The 18,417-nt window shown below is 75.6% G+C and carries 15 protein-coding genes; 9 read left to right on the top strand and 6 right to left on the bottom strand.

Annotated elements, in window-relative coordinates; translation table 11 throughout:
• The first annotated feature begins 317 nt into the window (after nucleotides 1-317).
• The 4 genes from ACWGJO_RS36855 (at nucleotide 318) to ACWGJO_RS36840 (ending at nucleotide 4,870) form a co-directional block, all read left to right on the top strand.
• Nucleotides 318-1,136 carry an AfsR/SARP family transcriptional regulator gene (locus ACWGJO_RS36855; RefSeq protein WP_452190037.1) on the top strand — a complete coding sequence of 273 codons (819 nt, stop codon included), beginning with the start codon at nucleotides 318-320 and terminating at the stop codon, nucleotides 1,134-1,136.
• Nucleotides 1,137-1,195: 59 nt separating this feature from the next.
• The gene (locus ACWGJO_RS36850; RefSeq protein WP_387690339.1) at nucleotides 1,196-1,984 is read left to right on the top strand and encodes an SDR family NAD(P)-dependent oxidoreductase; all 789 of its coding nucleotides are present in this window, start codon (nucleotides 1,196-1,198) and stop codon (nucleotides 1,982-1,984) included.
• Nucleotides 1,985-2,047: 63 nt separating this feature from the next.
• Entirely contained in the window at nucleotides 2,048-4,348 is a 2,301-nt protein-coding gene (locus ACWGJO_RS36845) for a condensation domain-containing protein (RefSeq protein WP_452190036.1), read from the top strand.
• Between the two features lie 87 nt (nucleotides 4,349-4,435).
• On the top strand, nucleotides 4,436-4,870 hold the full coding sequence (locus tag ACWGJO_RS36840; protein ID WP_452190035.1) for an SRPBCC family protein: 435 nt from the start codon (nucleotides 4,436-4,438) through the stop codon (nucleotides 4,868-4,870).
• 379 nt (nucleotides 4,871-5,249) lie between these two features.
• Here the strand turns inward: ACWGJO_RS36840 and ACWGJO_RS36835 are convergent, their stop codons facing one another.
• From ACWGJO_RS36835 to ACWGJO_RS36825, 3 genes are all read right to left on the bottom strand, one after another.
• Complete coding sequence (locus ACWGJO_RS36835) at nucleotides 5,250-6,134, bottom strand: hypothetical protein (protein WP_452190034.1); 885 nt, start codon at nucleotides 6,132-6,134, stop codon at nucleotides 5,250-5,252.
• A 124-nt stretch (nucleotides 6,135-6,258) separates the two neighbouring features.
• Nucleotides 6,259-7,200 (bottom strand): TIGR01777 family oxidoreductase, encoded by a 942-nt coding sequence (locus ACWGJO_RS36830; protein WP_452190033.1) that lies wholly within the window; start codon nucleotides 7,198-7,200, stop codon nucleotides 6,259-6,261.
• A 36-nt stretch (nucleotides 7,201-7,236) separates the two neighbouring features.
• Nucleotides 7,237-10,254, bottom strand: a complete 3,018-nt coding sequence (locus ACWGJO_RS36825; RefSeq protein ID WP_452190032.1) for an AfsR/SARP family transcriptional regulator — start codon at nucleotides 10,252-10,254, stop codon at nucleotides 7,237-7,239.
• A 248-nt stretch (nucleotides 10,255-10,502) separates the two neighbouring features.
• Here ACWGJO_RS36825 and ACWGJO_RS36820 point away from each other — a divergent pair, with 248 nt between their 5' ends.
• Nucleotides 10,503-11,354 carry a class I SAM-dependent methyltransferase gene (locus tag ACWGJO_RS36820; RefSeq protein WP_452190031.1) on the top strand — a complete coding sequence of 284 codons (852 nt, stop codon included), beginning with the start codon at nucleotides 10,503-10,505 and terminating at the stop codon, nucleotides 11,352-11,354.
• A gap of 80 nt (nucleotides 11,355-11,434) precedes the next feature.
• On the opposite strand, the gene ACWGJO_RS36815 is transcribed toward ACWGJO_RS36820, so the two are convergent.
• The 3 genes from ACWGJO_RS36815 to ACWGJO_RS36805 form a co-directional block, all read right to left on the bottom strand.
• Nucleotides 11,435-11,557 (bottom strand): hypothetical protein, encoded by a 123-nt coding sequence (locus tag ACWGJO_RS36815; protein ID WP_452190030.1) that lies wholly within the window; start codon nucleotides 11,555-11,557, stop codon nucleotides 11,435-11,437.
• Nucleotides 11,554-11,916, bottom strand: coding sequence for a hypothetical protein (locus tag ACWGJO_RS36810; protein WP_452190029.1), 363 nt, complete (start codon nucleotides 11,914-11,916; stop codon nucleotides 11,554-11,556). The genes ACWGJO_RS36815 and ACWGJO_RS36810 overlap by 4 nt, the downstream gene beginning before the upstream one ends.
• 152 nt (nucleotides 11,917-12,068) lie before the next feature.
• Nucleotides 12,069-13,442, bottom strand: a complete 1,374-nt coding sequence (locus ACWGJO_RS36805) for an MBL fold metallo-hydrolase (protein ID WP_452190028.1) — start codon at nucleotides 13,440-13,442, stop codon at nucleotides 12,069-12,071.
• A 306-nt stretch (nucleotides 13,443-13,748) separates the two neighbouring features.
• Between ACWGJO_RS36805 and ACWGJO_RS36800 the strand changes: the two genes are divergently transcribed.
• The 4 genes from ACWGJO_RS36800 to ACWGJO_RS36785 all read left to right on the top strand — a co-directional run bounded on the left by ACWGJO_RS36800 (nucleotide 13,749) and on the right by ACWGJO_RS36785 (nucleotide 18,271).
• A complete protein-coding gene (locus ACWGJO_RS36800; protein WP_452190027.1) occupies nucleotides 13,749-14,153 on the top strand; it encodes a rhodanese-like domain-containing protein in 405 nt (134 codons plus the stop codon).
• A complete protein-coding gene (locus ACWGJO_RS36795) occupies nucleotides 14,150-14,899 on the top strand; it encodes a sulfite exporter TauE/SafE family protein (protein WP_452190026.1) in 750 nt (249 codons plus the stop codon). The genes ACWGJO_RS36800 and ACWGJO_RS36795 overlap by 4 nt, the downstream gene beginning before the upstream one ends.
• A 108-nt stretch (nucleotides 14,900-15,007) precedes the next feature.
• Complete coding sequence (locus ACWGJO_RS36790; RefSeq protein ID WP_452190025.1) at nucleotides 15,008-15,574, top strand: rhodanese-like domain-containing protein; 567 nt, start codon at nucleotides 15,008-15,010, stop codon at nucleotides 15,572-15,574.
• A 291-nt stretch (nucleotides 15,575-15,865) separates the two neighbouring features.
• Nucleotides 15,866-18,271, top strand: a complete 2,406-nt coding sequence (locus ACWGJO_RS36785; RefSeq protein ID WP_452190024.1) for an RICIN domain-containing protein — start codon at nucleotides 15,866-15,868, stop codon at nucleotides 18,269-18,271.
• Nucleotides 18,272-18,417 lie beyond the last annotated feature (146 nt).

Raw genomic sequence — 18,417 nt, 5'->3', positions numbered from 1 at the left:
ATCCCGGGGGCCGCCCCGCCGCTGCCGTCCGCCGGAAGCCGCCACCAGAGCGCCCGGAACCCCGCTCGACGGGCACTTGAGGAATCCGGCCACCGCCGCCGGGCGCCACTAGGGTGCGACGCGTCCACCCCACCATCCCGCTGACTCGAACGCCCTTCCGTACGAACGAGGTTGCCGTCCCCGCGGCACACCGCTCCCTCCAGCGGGTCCCCGCATCCACCGGTCCCCGCGGCAACGAGTCCCCGCCTTCACGCGTCACCGGCTCCACGAGTCCCCAACCCCCGAGTCCCCGCCCCCCGCACGAGAGGAGAACCGCCATGCACCTCAGGGTCCTCGGCCCCCTCACCGCCGACCTCAACGGCATCTCCGTCGTCCCCACCGCCGCCAAGCAACGCCAGATCCTCGCCCTCCTGGCGCTCTACCCGAACCGGATCCTGCCGACGGCCACCCTGATCGAGGAGATCTGGGGCGACGACCCTCCGAGACAGGCGCTCACCACGATGCAGACGTACATCCTGCAACTGCGCCGCCGGATCACCCAGGCCCTCGGGCCGACCCCGCACACCACCGCCAAGGACATCCTCACCACCCGGCACGGCGGCTACCAGCTCACCACCCACCCGGACAACCTGGACGTCCACACCTACAACCTGCTGACCAGTCAGGGTCAGCACGCCTTCAACCACGGCCAGGACCACCAGGCCGCCACCCACTTCCGCCAGGCCCTCGCCCTCTGGCACGGACCCGCCCTGGTCGACGTCCGGCCCGGCCCGATCCTCACCATCGAGATCATGCGGCTGGAGGAGAGCCGGCTGATCACCCTGGAGCGCCGCATCGACACCGACCTGCGGCTCGGCCGGCACAACGAGCTGATCCCCGAGCTCACCCACCTCACCCATCAGCACCCGCACCACGAGGGCCTGCACGCCCAGGCCATGGTCGCGCTCTACCGGGCCGGCCGGCAGACCAGCGCCCTGACCGCCTACCACCACCTGCGGCACCGGCTGACCAGCGAACTCGGCATCCAGCCCTCCCCGCACCTGCAACACCTCCAGCACGCGATCCTCACCCTGGACCCCACCCTCAACACGCCCACCACGGCGCACCCGACCACCTACAACCTGTACTCGGCCTGAGCCCCGTCCGGACGGCCGTCCCCGCAGACCTCTCCCAGCCCTCACCCACAGGACGCGTCATGACCACCGCACCCGAGAAACCCCTCGCCCTGATCACCGGCGGCACCCGCGGCATCGGCCTCGCCATCGCCCGCGAACTCGGCAGCCGCGGCCACCGTGTCTTCATCTGCGCCCGCACCGCCAAGGACATCGACCAGGCCCTCGCCACCCTGCGCGACGAGGGCCACCAGGCCCACGGCCTCACCTGCGACGTCCGCAGCCCCACCCAGGTCGGCGAACTGATCCGGCACGCGGTGGCCGAGCACGGCCCGATCACCGTCCTGGTCAACAACGCAGGCCGCACCGGCGGCGGCCCGACCGCCACCACCACCGACGACCTCTGGTACGACGTCATCGACACCAATCTGAACGCCGTCTTCCTGGTCACCCGGGAGACCCTCCGGCACGGCCACATCACCACCACCACGCACCCGCGGATCATCAACATCGCGTCCACCGCCGGGAAGCAGGCCGTCACCCTGGGCGCCCCGTACACCGCGAGCAAGCACGCCGTGATCGGCTTCACCCGGGCGCTGGCCAAGGAGCTGGCACCGACCGGCACCACCGTCAACGCCATCTGCCCGGGGTACGTCCAGACCCCGCACACCGCCAGGATCCACCACGAGTACGCGACCGCCTACAACACCACCCCCGAGACCATCCACCAGCACTTCACGACGCACATCCCGCTCGGCCGCTACACCACGCCCGAGGAGGTCGCCTCGCTGGCCGGCTACCTCACCAGCCCCACCGCGGCCAGCATCACCGCCCAGGCGCTGAACGTCTGCGGCGGGCTCGCCACCCAGTAACCCCCGGCGCGATCCTGGCCGGCCCACGGGAAGGATGAGGGCTCCGGTGCCCGCTGATCAGCCATGACGAACCGTCAGTTTTCCAGCGCACCCGTCACCTTGCGGGTGACCGGCGCCCCGGCGCCCTGCCTGCCCGTCGGCCGTCCGCCCCGGCCGCTGGACGCGGGGGCGGTGCGCGCCGCGCTGGCCGGCACCGCCGACCGGCCCCGGCAGTCCGCCCAACGCCGCGACCGGGCAGCGGAGTTCGTCCTGGTCGAGCTGCACCGGACGTACCCGGCGCAGGCCCTGCGCGCCGCGCTGCGGACCGTCGCCGCCGAGGACTCCGCCGGGCCCGCGACGGAACTGCTCTGGCAGCGGACGGCGGACGGCCCGGAGGCGCTCGACCGGGTGCTCGCCGACCTCGGGCGCAGCCTGGCCGTCGGTCCCCGGCTGCGGGCGGTACTGGTCGAGGACACCGGCCACGGCAGTGCCCCGGGCGGCGGCCGGCGGCTGTTCGTCGGCATCGCATCCGGCCCGCCCGCACGCGCCGCCGGGGTGCTGGAGGAACTGCGCGAGGAGCTGGCGCACCCGCCGGAGCCGGTCACCGTGCCGACCAGCGCGCTCCAGCGGGAGCTGCTGCGCCAGGTGATCGGCGAGGACGGGCCCGCCGGGCGGCACGTCGAGCAGCTGTCCTGGCACTGGCACGGGCCACTGGACACCGAGCGCTTCACCGCGGCCTGGCAGTCCGTCTTCGACCACGAGACGGTGCTGCGCGCGGCCTTCGACTGGGACGAGGACGGCACCGACGGCCCCTGGATGGTGCTGCACGAACACGCCGCCCCCGAGGTGATCCGGCACCGGCACGACGCCACCGACTGGAAGGACCTGCTCGCCGCCGACCGCCGGCGCGGCTTCGACCTGCGCCGCCCCGCCCTGCTGCGCGCCACCCTCGTCGACGACCCGCCGCACGCCGAGGACGGCCCCGCCACCCGGGTGCTGCTCACCTACCACCACGCCATGCTGGACGGCTGGAGCGTGCGGCTGCTGCTCCAGTCCTTCTACCGCGCCTACCTGACCGGCGGCGTCCTGCCCGGCGGCGAGCGCCGCCCCGACCTGCGCGACCACGCCCGCTGGCTGGCCGGCCGCAGCACCGACGCCGCGCGGCAGTTCTGGTCCACCCGGCCGCCCGCCACCCCCGTCCTGCCGCTCGCCCCCGATCCGCACCGGCGCGGCAGCGGCCGGGCCCGGCGCCGCCTCACCCCGTCCGAGGCGGTCCGGCTGCGCGGCTGGGCGGCCGCCTGGGGCGCGGGCGAGAGCAGCGCGCTCCAGGCGGCCTGGGCGCTGCTGCTGTACCGCGCCGAGCAGAGCGACCGGCCCCGCCGCCCGGCCCGGGCGGTGCGGGTCGGCTTCGCGGTGACGGTCTCCGGCCGGGGCATCCCGCTGGACGGCATCGACCGGCTGCCCGGCGCCCTGCGCAACCCGCTGCCGATCTCCGTCCGCGTGCAGCCGGGCACCACCGTTCCGCAGCTGCTCGCGGCGCTGCGCGACGGGGTGCTCGACCTCGCGGCCTACGAGTGGGTCGCGCCCGGCCAGGCCCACCGCTGGACACCCGGCGCGCGCGGGCAGCGGCCGAACTCCCTGGTCGTGCTGGAGCACCGGCCCGCCACGGCGCACCACCTGCGGCTGGAGACCGACCTGGCCGCGCACGGCATCCACGTGGAGAGCCCCGTCCCGGCCGGCACCCTCACCTCGTACCCGATCACGCTCGCCGCCCACTACGACGCCACCGGCGGGCTGGTCCTCACCACCACCCACGACCGCGCCCTGCTCGCCGACCGGGACGCCGCCGAGCTGCTCGACCAGAGCGCCCACCTGCTGCGTTCCTTCCCGGACCTGCCGAGCGGGCTGGGCACCACCGAGGTCCTGCGGACCACTCTGGCCGGCCGGCCGGCGCCCCGGCTGGGCGAGCCCGCGGACACCGGCTCCCCGGGCGGGGATCCGGCCGCCCCGGCGGTTCGGCTGGACATGCTGCGCCGGGCCGCCCGCCCGGGCGCGGGCTGGGTCCTGCTGCTGCCCCCGACCGGCGCCCCGCAGACCCGCTACCCCGGCGCCGCCCGCGGCTGGCCGGGCCCGCAGGCCCTCGGCGTGCTGCGCCCCGCCGGGGGCGACCCGCCCGCGGCCGCGTACCGCCCGGTGCTCGGGCCGCTGCTGGAGTCCCGCGCGCCTATCGCCCTGGTCGCGCCGCCGGGGCTCGGGGTCACCGCCTGCGAGATCGCCCGGCTGGGGGCGCCGGCGCACCACCCGCCGCTGGTGGTGCTGCTCGACGAGGGCGGCGACCTGGCCGCGGTGGCGGGCCTGCTGGGCGAGCTGCCGCGGCGTCGCTAGAGCTGCCGCAACGTCGCCGGAGCTGCCGCGTCGCCACTGGAGCCGCCGCGCTGCGGCCCGGGGTCGGCCGCGGCTAGGGTGACGACCGTGGCCCGCTTCGTCCTGATCCGCCGTACGCCGCTGCCGCCCGCCGAGTGCTGGGAGCGGCTGACGGCCTGGCCCCGGCACGGGGAGCGGGTGCCGTTCACCCGGGTCTCCGTGGTGCGCGGCAGCGGCCGGGCGGCGGGCGACCTCGTCCTGGCCCGGACGGCCCTGGGACCGCTGCGCTTCGACGACCCGATGGAGCTCACCGGGCTGGTCGTCCCCGGCCCCGGGCGGGACGGGCGGTGCCTGCTGGTCAAACGCGGCCGACCGGTGCGGGGCTGGGCCGAGCTGCGGGTCCGGGCGGTGGGCGGCGGCAGTGCGGCGGTCTGGACGGAGGAGCTGACGGTCGCCGGCGTGCCGCGACTGCTCGATCCCGTCCTCGCCCGGACGGGGCGTCTGGTCTTCGGCCGGGTGCTGGACCACCTGCTCGGGGCGTAGGCGGCCGGGCGGGAACGGGCACCCGCCGGGTCGCCGTACGCTTCGCCGGCTCGTCGGACGGCACCGCTTCCCGGCCCGCCGGCACCCGTCCCGCCCCATCGATCGCTGCCGTGCCGTCGGACCCGGCCCCGACGGACCCGCCGAGCCCTCAGGACCCGACGGCCGTCGGGGCCGCGACGGTGTCAGCGGGTGATGATGTCGAGGCCGGCGCGCACCGTGACGGTCGGGGAGATGTGGCCGGCGAGGTAGAGGGTGTGGCCGTCGGGGCCGAGGCTCAGGGCGGCGGTCCGTCCCACGCTCGGCGGGTAAACGGCCTCGGCGGGGACGAGGGCGCCGGCCTCGCAGCCCCGCGGTGGCCGCCACGCCCAGCCAACGGGGATCAGCGTCCCCGTCGACGGCCGCTGCCCCGGTCGGCGGAGGTCCGCCGCCAGTCCAGGTACTGCTGGCGGACGTATCCGCGCGCGTCGTCGCCGTCGGCGGTGACGCCGTCGTGCTCGGTCAGGTTCCCGGCCGCGATCCGCGCCGCCACCACCCGCCCCATGTCCTCGTCACCGTCCGCCAGTGCCAGGCGGTCGGCCCGGGCGGCGGTGCGCAGCAGGTACTCGCGCCGCTTGCGGGGCGGGCTCTTGGCGGTGCTCCGGCGGGCGGCCAGGTCCTTCTCCTCCTCCTCGACGCCCGGGGCGTCCGCGTAGGCCTGGGCCGCCGTGGGTACCGGCCCGGTCGGCACGGTCCGCACCGGCCGGGACGGCAGCGGCGGCAGCCCGCGCACGTGGAGCACCTCGTTCGCGAACTCCGGCCGGTCGACGGGCAGTCCTCGCCGGCCGAACACGGCGAACAGCTCGGCGAGGGCGCGCGGTTCGGTGCCGCGCGGCAGGTCGTCCCCGGTGACGCCGATCCGGCCGAGCTGCGGGCCCCAGAACCGGCCCGGCGGGTCCGCGAGGCGCAGCCGCAGGGTGACGTGGTGGCCGCTGGTCTCGACCTCCTCCCCGAACTCCATGGCCAGGCCGCGGATCTCCGACCAGGCGTAGCGGCGCGGAACCAGCAGCCGGACCACGGTGAGGCCGTCCTCGTCCTCCCGCAGCCAGCAGGTGTGCGGCACCGCGACGGCCACCGGGACGGCGATCAGCGCCCCGATCAGGGTGGCCGTGCCCGGGCCGGTGGCACCGGATCCGACCAGCGCGAACATCGCCACCACGGCCAGCGCGAGGCCGATCCCGATGTTGCCTCCCCACTGCCGCATGAACGCCAGCCGTACCGTCCGCATCCCGCCCCCTGCTGTCCCCGGTGTGTGGCTCCACGCTCCCGGGAGCCGCCGGGCCCGGGCAAGCGTCGGCGGAGAGCTGTGACGGCTCCGTGACGAAGCCTCGGCGCCGCGCTTCGGCGTCGGGCTACCGCCCGCGCAGCCGCCGGACGAGGTCGCGGGCGGCCTCCGGCCAGCTCGGGTGGTCGAAGGCGAAGCCGGCGTCGAGCAGGCGGGTCGGGACGACGCGCCTGCTCTTCAGCAGCAGCTCGGTGTCGGAGCGCAGGGCGAAGGCGCCCAGCTCGGCCATCCAGCGGGTGGCGGGCAGGGCCAGCGGCATGCCCCAGGCGGCCCGCAGCTCGCGCATGAACTCGCGCTGGGGCAGCGGGTTCGGGGCGGCGAGGTTGACCGGGCCGGTGAGGTCCTCTCGGAGAATCAGGAACTCGACGGCGCGGGCGAAGTCCCGCTCGTGGATCCAGGAGACGTACTGGGCGCCGCCCGCGACGGGGCCGCCGGCGCCGAGCCGGGCCAGCCAGGAGAGCGTGTCGAGGGAGCCGCCGCGTTCGGGGCCGAGGACGGCGGCGGTGCGCAGCGCGACCCGGCGGGTGTGCGGGGTGTCGGCCTCCGCCTGGGTGCGCTCCCAGGCCCGGGCGACGTCGATGCTGTGCCGCCAGGCGGGCGGGGCGTCGGGCTCGCTGCCGCCGATCAGGCCGTCCCGCTCGTCGTTGGGGGCGTCGTGGCGGTGGGCGTAGACGGTGGCGGTGCTCATCTGGAGCCAGCACGCGGGCGGGCGGCGGGCGGCCGCGACGGCCTCGCCGACGACCCGGGTCGACCGCACCCGGGAGTCCATCATCTCCTGCCGGTTCGACTCCGTGTAGCGGCAGTTGATGCTGCTCCCGGCGAGGTTGAGCACGACGTCGGCGCCGTCGATCTCCGCCGCCCAGGCGCCGAGGGTCCGCCCGTCCCAGCCGACCTGCCGGGGCCCGGCGGGCCTGCGGCTCAGCACGACGACCTCGTGTCCGGCGGCGGTCAGGCTCCGGTCGAGCAGCGCCCCGAGCGCACCCGATCCACCGGGAATGACGACCTTCATGGGCTCCCCCTCGTGCCTCGGTTCCTCGGGACCAGCCTAGCCCACACTTCTGAACGCGTTCAATTCCACTGCTCCACGCATGGCCCGCTCGATCCGTCGCCGCTCGATCCGTCCTTGGACCCCGCAGCCCGACCCGCCGCCCGGCCCGCCCGCCGGCCGCCACCCGCGGGCGACCGAAACCGTGCTGAAACCGCGTTGAAGGCGGACCCCGGCAAGCTCCTGGCCATCGGAAAGCCCGCCACGAGGCGGCAGAGCGCTGAAGGAGCACCCGGCATGACCACCTCCCCCGTCCGGCTCACCCCCGAGGACATCGAGAACCCCGCCGGCCCCTACGCCCGGTTCCGCGGACAGCGCGAACTGCCCCAGGTCGTCCTGCCCGGCCTGGACACCCCGGTCCGGCTGGTCACCCGCTACGCCGACGTCAAGGCCGCGCTCACCGAACCTCGGCTGGTCCGGGACCGCACGGGCATCGCCGCCCCGGCCGGCGCCGAATCCGACCCGCAGGACGAACTGACGGCCGCCGCCTTCGACGGCTTCCCCGCCGAGTACGCAAAGTACCTCTCCGGCCACCTCGCGCTGTTCGACGGCGGGGAGCACGCCCGCCGCCGCGCGCCGCTGACCCGCGCCTTCACCGCCCGCCGGATCGCCGCCCTGCGCGGCTTCGTCGAGCGCACCGCCGACGAGCTGCTGGCCGGCCTCGCCGCCCGGGACGAACCGGCCGACCTCCTGGGCGAGTTCGCCTACCCGCTGACCACCCACCTGGTCTGCGAGCTGGTCGGCGTCGAGGAGGCCGACCGGCCCCGGGTCTGCGACTGGATCCGCGACTTCGCGTACGGCGACGGCAGCCGGATGGTCGAGGGCCTGGTCGGCATCGTCGACCACGTCGGGGAACTGGTCGCCCGCCGCCGTTCCGAGCGCACCGAGGACCTCGTCTCCGCCCTGGTGCACGACACCCGCGAGGGCGAGCAGCCGCTGGACGAGGACGACCTGATCTCGATCGTCGTCCTGCTGATCAACACCGGCATCACCCCGCCCGCCCTGTTCCTCGCCCACGGCCTGCTCGCCCTGTTCGACCACCCCGACCAGCCGGGAGACCGGGCCGCCGGTGTCCTCGGCGAGGGCGAGCAGCCGGACGTAGTTGCCCTCGGCGGTCCACAGCCCGGCGAGGACGGCGGCGGTGGCGGCGACCGTCGGTCCGTCCCCGGCGGCGAGGGCCAGGCGCAGCGCGCGGACCAGGTTGTCCTGTTCGGCGCGGACCAACCGCCACTGCGGCACGGCCGCCGGGCCGAACGGGCCGTCGTGGTGGGCGATGCCGAACTCACGTGCCCAGCTGAGGAATCGAAAGGTGATGGCCTCGTCCTCGGCCGCCTTCGTCCGCTCGGCCGCGCCGAACTCGCGGACCGTCTCCAGCATCCGGAACCGTCCGCCGCTCAGGGTGTCGGCCAGGCGCAGCAGGGACTGGTCGACCAGGTCCTCCAGGACGGTCAGGACGTCGGCACCGGTGCCGTCGGCGGCGCCGCCGAGCAGCCGCTCGGCCGCCTCGGCGGTGAATCCGCCGGGGAAGACGGACAGCGCGCGCAAGGCGGCCCGGCCCGGTGGGTTCAGCAGGTTCCAGCTCCAGTCGACCACGGCCTGCAGGGTGCGGTGGCGCTGCGGCGCGTCGCGCGGTCCGCCGCGCAGCAGGGCGAAGCGGTCGGCCAGCCGGTCGGCGATCCCGGTCACCGTCAGCACCCGCACCCGGGCCGCCGCCAGCTCCAGCGCCAGCGGCAGCCCGTCCAGCCGGGCGCACAGCCCGGCGACCGGACCGACGGGCAGCTCGACGTCGGGCCGGGCCGCGCGGGCCCGCTGGGCGAACCGCTCGACGGCGGCCGCCCGGTCCAGCTCGGGCAGCGGGTACAGCGCTTCGGCGGAGATCCCGAGCGGCGTGCGACTGGTGGTGAGCACCCGCAGGTCGGGGCGGGCGGCGACCAGCGCCCGCACCAGGTCGGCGACGCCACGCACCACCTGCTCGCAGTTGTCCAGCACCAGCAGCACCGGCCCGGGGCCCAGGGCGCCGGCGATCCCCGCCCGGTCCCCCGTGCCGAGCGAGGCCGCGACCGCCCCGGCCACGTCCTGGTCGGCGGCCACTGCGGCGAGCGGCACCAGGTGCACCACCCGCTGCGTCGCCGCGCGGGCCGCGGCGGCGGCCAGCCGGGTCTTGCCGAGCCCGCCGGGCCCGACCACCGACACCACCCGGGCGGTGCCCAGCAGCTCCGCCACGGCGGCGAGGTCGGCTTCCCGGCCCACCAGGGCGTTCGGCTCGTGCGGCACCCCGCGCCGCACCGGCGCCGCCTCGCCGCGCAGCAACTCCTGGTGCAGTTCCCGCAGTTCGGGGCCGGGGTCGGCGCCCAGGGTGTCCCGCAGGCCGCGGCGGTAGCGGTCGTACCGGCCGAGCGCGGCCGCCGCCCCGGCCGTCCTGGCCTCGCTGCGCAGCAGCTCCAGCAGCACCTCCTCGTCCCTCGGCTGCCCGGCGGCCTCCTCGGCGAGCGCCTCGACGGCCTCCGGGTGCCGCCCGGTGCGTGCCAGCGCGAGCGCCCGGCCACGCCGCAACGCCCGGCGGATACGGTCCCGTTCGACGCGCAGCGCGGACACCGGGTCCGTCCCGTCGGAGTCGGCGGGCCCGCCTTGCCCTTCCCAGAGTTCCAGCCCCGCCTCGGCCTCGGCGAGCGCCCCGGCGTGGCCCCCGGCCCGCGCCTTCTCGGCGCAGGCGGCGGCGTGCAGCAGCACAGCGGAGGCGTCCACCCGTTCCTCCCCGAGCCCCAGCCGGTACCCGGTCGGCGTGCTGACGATGAGGTCCGCCCCGAACTTCGCCCGCGCCCGCGACACCAGCACCTGCAGCGCCTTCTCCGGCCGCTCGGGCCCGTCCTCCGGCCACAGCCCGTCCACCAGGCTCCCCCGGCCGCACCCGCCCCGCACCTCCCGCGCCAACAGTGCGAGCAGCCCCCGCAATCCGGGGGCGGTGACCTCCTCGCCCCGGCAGGAGACGGTGGACAGTATCCGCAGTTCGATCGTCACCGCGTCAGGCTAGCGATCACGCATGGGCCGCCGTCGCCCGGCTCCGCGACCACCTGCCCGCGCACCGGTCCTGATCCCCGGTCGGCGGACGTGGGCCTTGTGCCGCGGCACTTCGGTGCCTAGGGTCTCGATGTATCGATTCGATACATCGGACCGATACATCACGCCGCCCGGGTCGGGTCGACCCCGGTCGGCCGCAGCGTGCTGTGCGCCCACCCGGCACAGACCGCCGATCCGAAGGAGCTTCGATGACGGGGACCGACCACACCACCGGGCACCACCAGGACGCCGCACCGGACCACCCGCGCACCGGGCAACCGGCCGCACAGGACGAACGGCGGCTGCACGGCTCGTCGTTCGGCAAGGCGGCGGTCGCCTACGCCGAGCACCGCCCGGACTACGCGCGGGCCGCCGTGCGCTGGGCCCTCGAAACCGCGCCGGGCCTGCGGGTGCTCGACCTCGGCGCCGGAACGGGCAAGCTCACCGCCACCCTGGTCGCGCTCGGCCACGACGTCGTGGCGGTCGAACCCGACCCGGCGATGCTGGCCGAGCTGCGCGGCACACTGCCGGACGTGCGCGCACTGCCGGGCAGCGCCGAGGCGATCCCGCTGGCGGACGGTTCCGTCGACGCGGTGGTGTCCGGCAACGCCATGCACTGGTTCGACATGGACCTCGCGGGCCCGGAGATCGCCCGGGTCCTCGCGCCCGCCGGCGTGCTGGCCGGACTGTGGAACGTCTTCGACGACGGAATCGACTGGGTGGCCGGCCTCGCCCGCGTCACCGGCCCCGCCGCCATCGGCCCGCGCGACGTGCCCGCCGGCTGGCGCACCGCGACGGCACGGATGCACCTGCCCGGGTCCGGCGGGGACGCGTGGTTCGACTCGCCGGAGCAGGCGGAGTTCCCGCACGGGCAGCGGCGGACCGCGCAGTCCCTCGCCGCCACCCTCGCGACGAAGGCGGGTGTCCTGGTCATGCCGGAGCAGGAACGGACGGCCCTGCTGGACGCCACCCACGCCTATCTCGCCGACCGGCCGGAGACCGGCTCCGGCGAGTTCACCCTCCCGATGCTGACCGGCGTGCTGCGCGTCCGCCGGATGTGAGCCCCGCCGCCGCGTCCGTCCGACGACCGGCGGCCCCGGCTCCCCGACGATCCGGGGAGCGGGGACCGCCGAAGGGGCCGTCAGCTGTCAGCCCGGAACGCCCCGTGGACGCGCAGGTCGCCGTTGATCGCCACCTTGTCGTCGGCGGTGTACGGGATCCAGGCGTCCCCGGTCCGGACCGACAGGTGCCCGTTGGCATTCACTTCCTCTCGAACTCCGGCTCCCCGTGGACGACCAGCCGCGGCGGGCCGTCCAGCGCCTCCAGCACGTTGTCGACGGTCAGCCCGCCGTACGGGGTGAGCCGCTCCTTGGCCCCGGCCCGCTGGGTGACGAGGCCGTTCAGGTCCGCCTTGTCGGCAGCGACGGTTCCCCACTCCTGCTGTCCGTCCTTGCGCACGTTCACACCGGACTGCGGGCAGTCGATCAACGGGCGGCTGACGAGGAACAGGAGCCCGGCGAGGCGGAAGGCCCGGCCACCCTGCCACGGGGTCTCCACCGTGGAACCGAGTCTGCTCTGGAGCAGCACGCAGACACCGCTGTTGACCGCGTAGACCGCGGCCACCGTCCAGCGCGGTGCAGGCGGGGCAGGTGTCGATCTGGAGGGCGCCGGCCGCGCCCAGGGTGCCCACGACGACGCCGAGGTTGCGGCGGCGGCCTCCCACGACACGACCCGCGGTGCGCCGGGCCGGTGCCGCCCGGCGCGCCGCGGGCCCGTCACTCCGCGGGGGCGGTCTCCCAGGCACCGTAGCCGCCGATGAGGTCGTAGGTGTGCGCGTGGCCGTGGTGGCGCAGGAGGCTGGCGGCGACGGAGGAGCGGCTGCCGCCGGCGCAGTGGAGGACGACGGGGCGGTCGGTGGGCAGTTCGCCGTGGCGGGCGGGGAGTTCGGCGAGCGGGAGGTGGATCGAGCCGGGGATGGCTCCGTTCTCGCGTTCGCCGGCGCCGCGGACGTCGACGACCAGCGGCGGCTGGGAGCCGGCAAGTTCCTCGCGCAGGGTGTGGACGGTGAGCCGGGCGCCCTGGCGCATCAGCTCGGGGTTGGCGAGGAAGACGTCCTGCGGGTCGGCGAGGTAGCCGGCGACCTTGTCGAAGCCGATCCGGGCCAGGCGGGTGACGAGTTCCGCGCCGCGCTCCTCCGGGGCGATCACCAGTAGTTCGCGGTCCGGCGCCAGCACGGTGCCGGACTGCTCGGCGAAGCGCCCGTCGGCGGGGACGTTGAGCGACTCGGCGAGGTGTCCGGCGGCGAAGGCGGCCGGGTCGCGGCCGTCCACCACCAGGGCACCCTGGGCGCGCAGGCGCAGGAAGTCGGTGCCGGTCAGGGCGCGGACGGCGGCCGGGTCGAAGAGTTCGCGCTCGCGGCGGTTGAGGTCGGCGTCGTAGCCGAAGTAGGCGGGAGCGGTGGACTGGCCGTCGGTGACCAGGGCCACGAAGGTGGCCTCGTCCATCGGGGCGCAGGCGTAGTTGGTGGCGCGCTCGCGGCCGATGGTGGACCGGCGGTCGGTGGAGAGGTTCTTGCCGCAGGCCGAGCCTGCGCCGTGGGCGGGGAAGACGAGGGTCTCGTCGGGCAGGCCCAGCAGCTTGCGGTGGACGCTGTCGTAGAGCATCGCGCCGAGTTCCTCGGCGGTGACGCCGACGGAGGCGAGCAGGTCGGGGCGGCCGACGTCGCCGATGAACAGGGCGTCGCCGGTGAGGACGCCGTACGGGACGGTGTCGTCGGGCTGCTCGAAGAGCAGGACGCTGATCGACTCGGGCGTGTGCCCGGGGGTCTCCATGATCTGCAGGGTGACGTCGCCCAGCTCGATCCGCTCGCCGTCGGCGAGCTTGCGGATCGGGTACTCGGTCTCCGCCCGCTGCCCGTATCCGATCCAGGCGCCGGTGCGGTCGGCCAGTTCGAGGTGGCCGGCCAGGAAGTCGGCGTGGAAGTGGGTGTTGACGACCGCCTCGACGGTGAACCCGTGGGCCTCGGCGTCGGCGACGTACTCGTCCACGTCACGGCGCGGGTCGACCACGACAGCCCGACCGGTGCGCTCGTCGGCGATCAGGTACGAGGCCTGGGAGAGGCAGTCGAGGTAGAACTGGGCGAAGTACACGGGGAACCCTCCTGGGCGGCGTGGGGCGCCACAGCGCCATCGTGATACCCCCCTCGGTATATTTTCGAGCATACGGCTTCGGGTGCCGATACGGGCGGGGGTATGTCCGAACGATTTCGATAATACCCCCGGGGGTACTATGGTGAAGCCATCGAGGGGGTCGGCCACCGCCGCCGAGCCGATACGGGCGAGCCGAGGACGCACCGGCCACGCCGCCGTACCGGGCCACCGGGCCCGTACGGACGCCCGCGCCGCCCCCGACCCGCCGGACCACTGCGGTCCGGTCTGCACCACTGGAGACACCGCATGTCTTTGCTGCCGCACGCCCACGGGCCCGCTCCCCACGAACACCGCGCCCACGGACACCGCACCCCCGGGCGGACCACCCCCGCCGAGGCCCACGAACTCGCCCGCACCGGCGCCGCCGTTCTGCTCGACGTCCGGGAGGCCGCCGAGTTCGCCGCCGGGCACGCCCCCGGCGCGCTGCACCAGCCGCTGATCGGCCTGGTCGCCGGTGCCCCGCTGCCGCCCGCGGCGGCCGGCCGGACCGTGCTGGCGATCTGCCGCTCCGGCCACCGCTCCCAGCGCGCCGCGGAGCTGCTCGCTCAGCGCGGCGTCGAGGTGCTGAACGTGGCCGGCGGCATGAACGCCTGGGCCCTGTCCGGGCTCCCGGTCACCACGCCCGACGGAAGCGCCGGGCACGTGATATGACCACGCTGCTCCTGGCACTCGCCGCCGGCGCGGTGGTCGGGCTCGCCCTGGGCGGGCTGGGCGGCGGCGGCAGCATGCTCGCCGTACCCGCCCTGGTCTACCTGCTGGGATTCAGCCCGGCGCTGGCCACGACCGCCAGCCTGGTGATCGTCGCCGCGACCTCGCTGACCGGCCTGATCGCCCACGCCCGGGCGGGCCGGGTCCGCTGGCGCACCGGCGCCCTGTTCGCCGCCGCCGGACTGCCCCTCGCCGCGGCCACCGGGGCGCTGTCCGCCCACCTGCCGGGCGCGCTGCTGACCGGCGCCTTCGCGGTACTGGCGGCGCTCGCGGCCTTCCGGATGCTGAGGCCGCCCAAGGCCGACGCAGCGGAACGTTCCGCCGCAGGACTCGGCCGCTCCACGGCCGCCGGCGCCGGGCTCGGCGCCGTCACCGGACTGCTCGGCGTCGGCGGCGGCTTCCTCGCCGTACCGGCCCTGGTCTCGGTGCTCGCCTTCACCATGGCCGAGGCGGTCGGGACCAGCCTGCTGGTCATCACCGCCAACTCGCTCGCCGCCCTGCTGCCCCGCCTGGGCGCGACCGGCGCGATCGACTGGGCCGTGGCCGCCCCCTTCACCGGGGCCGCGATCCTCGGCGCCTGGGACGGCAAGCGGCTGGCCGACAAGCTCAGCGGGAGCACCCTGCGGAAGGCCTTCGCCGTCGCCCTGCTCGCCGTCGCCGCGCTGATGCTGATCACCACGCTGACCTGATTCACCACGCCGGGCCGATCAGCACACCGGGCCGACCGCCACGTCGGGCCGGCGCCCAGCCCCCGATCCCCCACCCGCACCCCCTTCCCGAGAGGACCCCGCATCCCCATGACCACGCCGCTGACCGTCGAGCAGTTCCAGCCCCGCCTCGGGCAGCTCACCCTCATCGACGTCCGCTCCCCGGGCGAGTACGCCGCGGGCCACATCCCCGGCGCCCTGAACGTCCCGCTCGACCAGCTGGACCGCGCCCTGCCCACGCTGCGCGAGGCCGCCGCGCACGGCGAGATCGCCGTCGTCTGCGCCGCCGGGCCGCGCGCCGACAACGCGTGCCGCCAACTGTCCGACGCCGGTATCCCGACCCTCACCCTGACCGGCGGCACCAACGCCTGGGCCGACGCCGGCCGGCCGCTGGACCAGGTGGCCGGCGCCCGCCGGGTGTGGGCACTGGACCGCCAGGTCCGCCTGGTGGCCGGCTCGCTGGTGCTGGCCGGGGTGCTGATCGACCTCGCCCTGCCGGGCACTCGCTGGGTCTCCGCGGCTGTCGGCGGCGGGCTGGCCTTCTCCGCGCTGACCAACACCTGCGCGATGGGATCGATGCTCTCCAAGCTCCCGTACAACCGGCCCCGCCCCGGCACGCCGAGCCTGGACGAGACGCTCGCCACGCTGAAGCGCTGAACCCCGTTCCGGGCCGAGCCCCGTGCGGCACGGAACCCCGTGCCGTTTCCGGAGTCCGGACCGTGACCCCGGCCAGGACGTGAAGGCTCCCGCCCACCCCCGTCGGGCGGGAGCCTTCACCATTCGTCCCGGTCACCTCCCGGAAGCCGTTACCGCACATCCCGTTGACGCGACCGAAACAACCCTGTGAAATGTCACCCATCACATGCGATGCATCATAGCTCGGCTTTCCCATCCGATTTGAACGTTCCAACACCATCACCCCACCGACCGACCGGAGGTAGCTCCGCCATGCCACCCCGCCCCCGCGCCTTACCCACCGGTCTCGCCCTCCTGGCCGTCCTCACCGCCCAGGCCCTCTGCGCCGCCCCGGCCCCGGCCGCCGCCGGAGCACCGCTCGTCGACGGCGGCAGCTACCAGCTCGGCTCCGCGCTGGACGGCTCCTGCCTCGGCTCCCAGTACGCCCAGCCCGCCCCCGGCACCCCGGTGCTCGGCGCGGCCTGCGGACGCCTGCTCAGCCAGCGCTGGCAGCTGCGCCGCACCGGCGGCGACTACCTCCTGGTCAACGCCGCCAGCGGCCGCTGCCTCACCCTCGGCGGCCCGGACCGCCGCCCCACCACCGCCGACTGCGGCTCCGCCCCCGAGGTCGAGCGCTTCAAAGTCTCCCGTGCTCCGCAGGGCACCTACACCCTCACCGTTCGCGGCACCGGCGCCTGCCTGACCGCCGACCCGGCCCCGGTGAACCACCACTGCGACCACCGCCCCGCCCACCGCTGGACGCTCACCCGCACCGAGCCGCTGGTCCTCGCCGACCCCGGCTTCGAGCAGAGCAGCGGGAGCGGCGCCCCCGCCGCCGACAGCTCGTCCACCGCCGCCGGCTGGACCTTCACCGCCCACACCGGCACCGCCACCAACAACCCGCACGGCGGCAGCCGCCTCGCCTACCTCGACGCCGGCCCCGGTTACACGGTGAGCCAGCAGGTCACCGCCGTCACCGCGGGCACCTACGACCTGTCTGCCTGGATCGCGACGGGCGGCGCCGGCGGCAGCCTCTCGGTGAGCGTCAACGGCACCGTGGTGCGCTCCCTGCCGCTGCCCGAGCAGTCCACCTACGCGAAGTACACCCTCCCCCAAGTGCGGGTCGCCGCCGGCGACCGGCTCACCCTCACCATCGGCTCCTCCCCGACGGGCTGGGTCAACGTGGACGACGCCGCCGTCGCCCCGTCCGCCCCCAACGACCCGGTGATCAGCTCCTCCGACCCCGAGGTCGTCGCCCTCTTCGACTGGGCCAAGACCAAGGCCAACAGCTGGGTGCAGCAGCCCGGCGCCACCGGCGTGCTCGACCAGGACGAGAACCACCCCGGCGGCACCGGCACCACCACCTACGACGCCTCCTACTGGGCCGGCTACCCGTTCCGCTCCGCCTTCTACAGCCGTGACTTCGCCCACCAGCTGGTCGGCGCCCACCTGCTCGGGCTGGACGCCGAGAACAAGACCATGCTGCGCGGCTTCGCGGCCTCCGCCACCGACGTCAACCGGCTCTACCCGGTCTGGGCGCTCAACTTCGACGCCCGCAGCTACGCGGCCATCGACTACCGCGGCCCGGACCGCTTCGTCCGCGAGCTGCCCGCGCCGTTCGAACTCGTCCAGCAGGCGGGCGAGGCCTTCCGCTGGACCGGCGACCGGGACTACGCCGAGGACCCGGGCCTGGGCCGCTACGTCCGCAACACCCTCGGCCCGTTCATCGCCGCCCGCCCCGGCCCGGTCGACAACGGCGGGGTGCCGATCCCGCAGGCCACCAGCCGCAGCATCTTCGCCGGCACCGCCAGCTACGCCGAGAACGCCACCCGCACCTACGCCGAGGCGGGCGACGCGGTCGGCGCCCAGTACCAGGCCTACCTCGCCGCCGCGACGCTGGCCGAGGCCCGGGGCGACGCCGCCTCCGCCGCCGGCTACCGGAAGGCCGCCGACCAGCTGCACACGTACGTCAACTCCACCTGGAGCGTGGACGGTTCGCAGCCCGGCGAGGTCGTCCACGGCTACGACACCACCGGCAAGCCGATCACCGGCTGGGGCTACGAGGCGAGCGTACTGATGCCGGTCAAGCGGCTGCTCGACCCGGGCCCGCGCCGGGACGGCTTCCTCGCCGCCGTCGACGCCGCCGACTCCGGCCCGGAGCGCTCGGCCAACCTGGAGGCCTACACCTACCTCCCGGACGCCTTCTTCGCCAACCACGACGGCACCACCGCCTGGAAGTGGATGCGGCACATCTACGAGAGCACCGGCGAGCCGCACGTGAGCGGCGCGATGCTCAACGGCGACTACCCCGAGGTCCCGTTCACCCTGCTCGCCCAGACCGTCCAGGGCCTGCTCGGTGTCACCCCGGACGCCGCCGGCCACGCGCTCACCACCGCCCCGCAACTGCCCTCCTCGATGGGCTGGCTCCAGGTCGCGGGCATCCCGGTGGGCGCCGGCACGGTGACCGTCCGCCACGACGGCGCACAGCGCAGCACCGTCACCAACACCGGTACCGAGCGGCTGACCTGGGAGGCCCGCTTCCCCGGGCAGCACGCCCGCGTCACCGTCGACGGCGCGCCGCGCGAGGCCCGCACCACGACCGTCGACGGCGTGACCTACACCTCCACCACCGTGACCCTCGCCCCCGGCCGCTCCGCGACCGCGACCGTCACCGACTGACCCCCACACCGCACCACCCGCGGCCGGCCGGCCCCACCCGGCCCGCCGCGGTCCCCGGGCCCCCCCGGTGGGGTGGCGGCCGTCGGGGGCGCCCACAGCCGCAGGTGGGGGGACAGGGGGCGGGCCGGCCGGCGGGGGGCGGGCGG

The organism is Kitasatospora sp. NPDC054795, assembly GCF_053611565.1.
The sequence above is the reverse complement of the archived record's forward strand: the minus strand, read 5'-3'. Positions and strand labels throughout refer to the sequence as shown.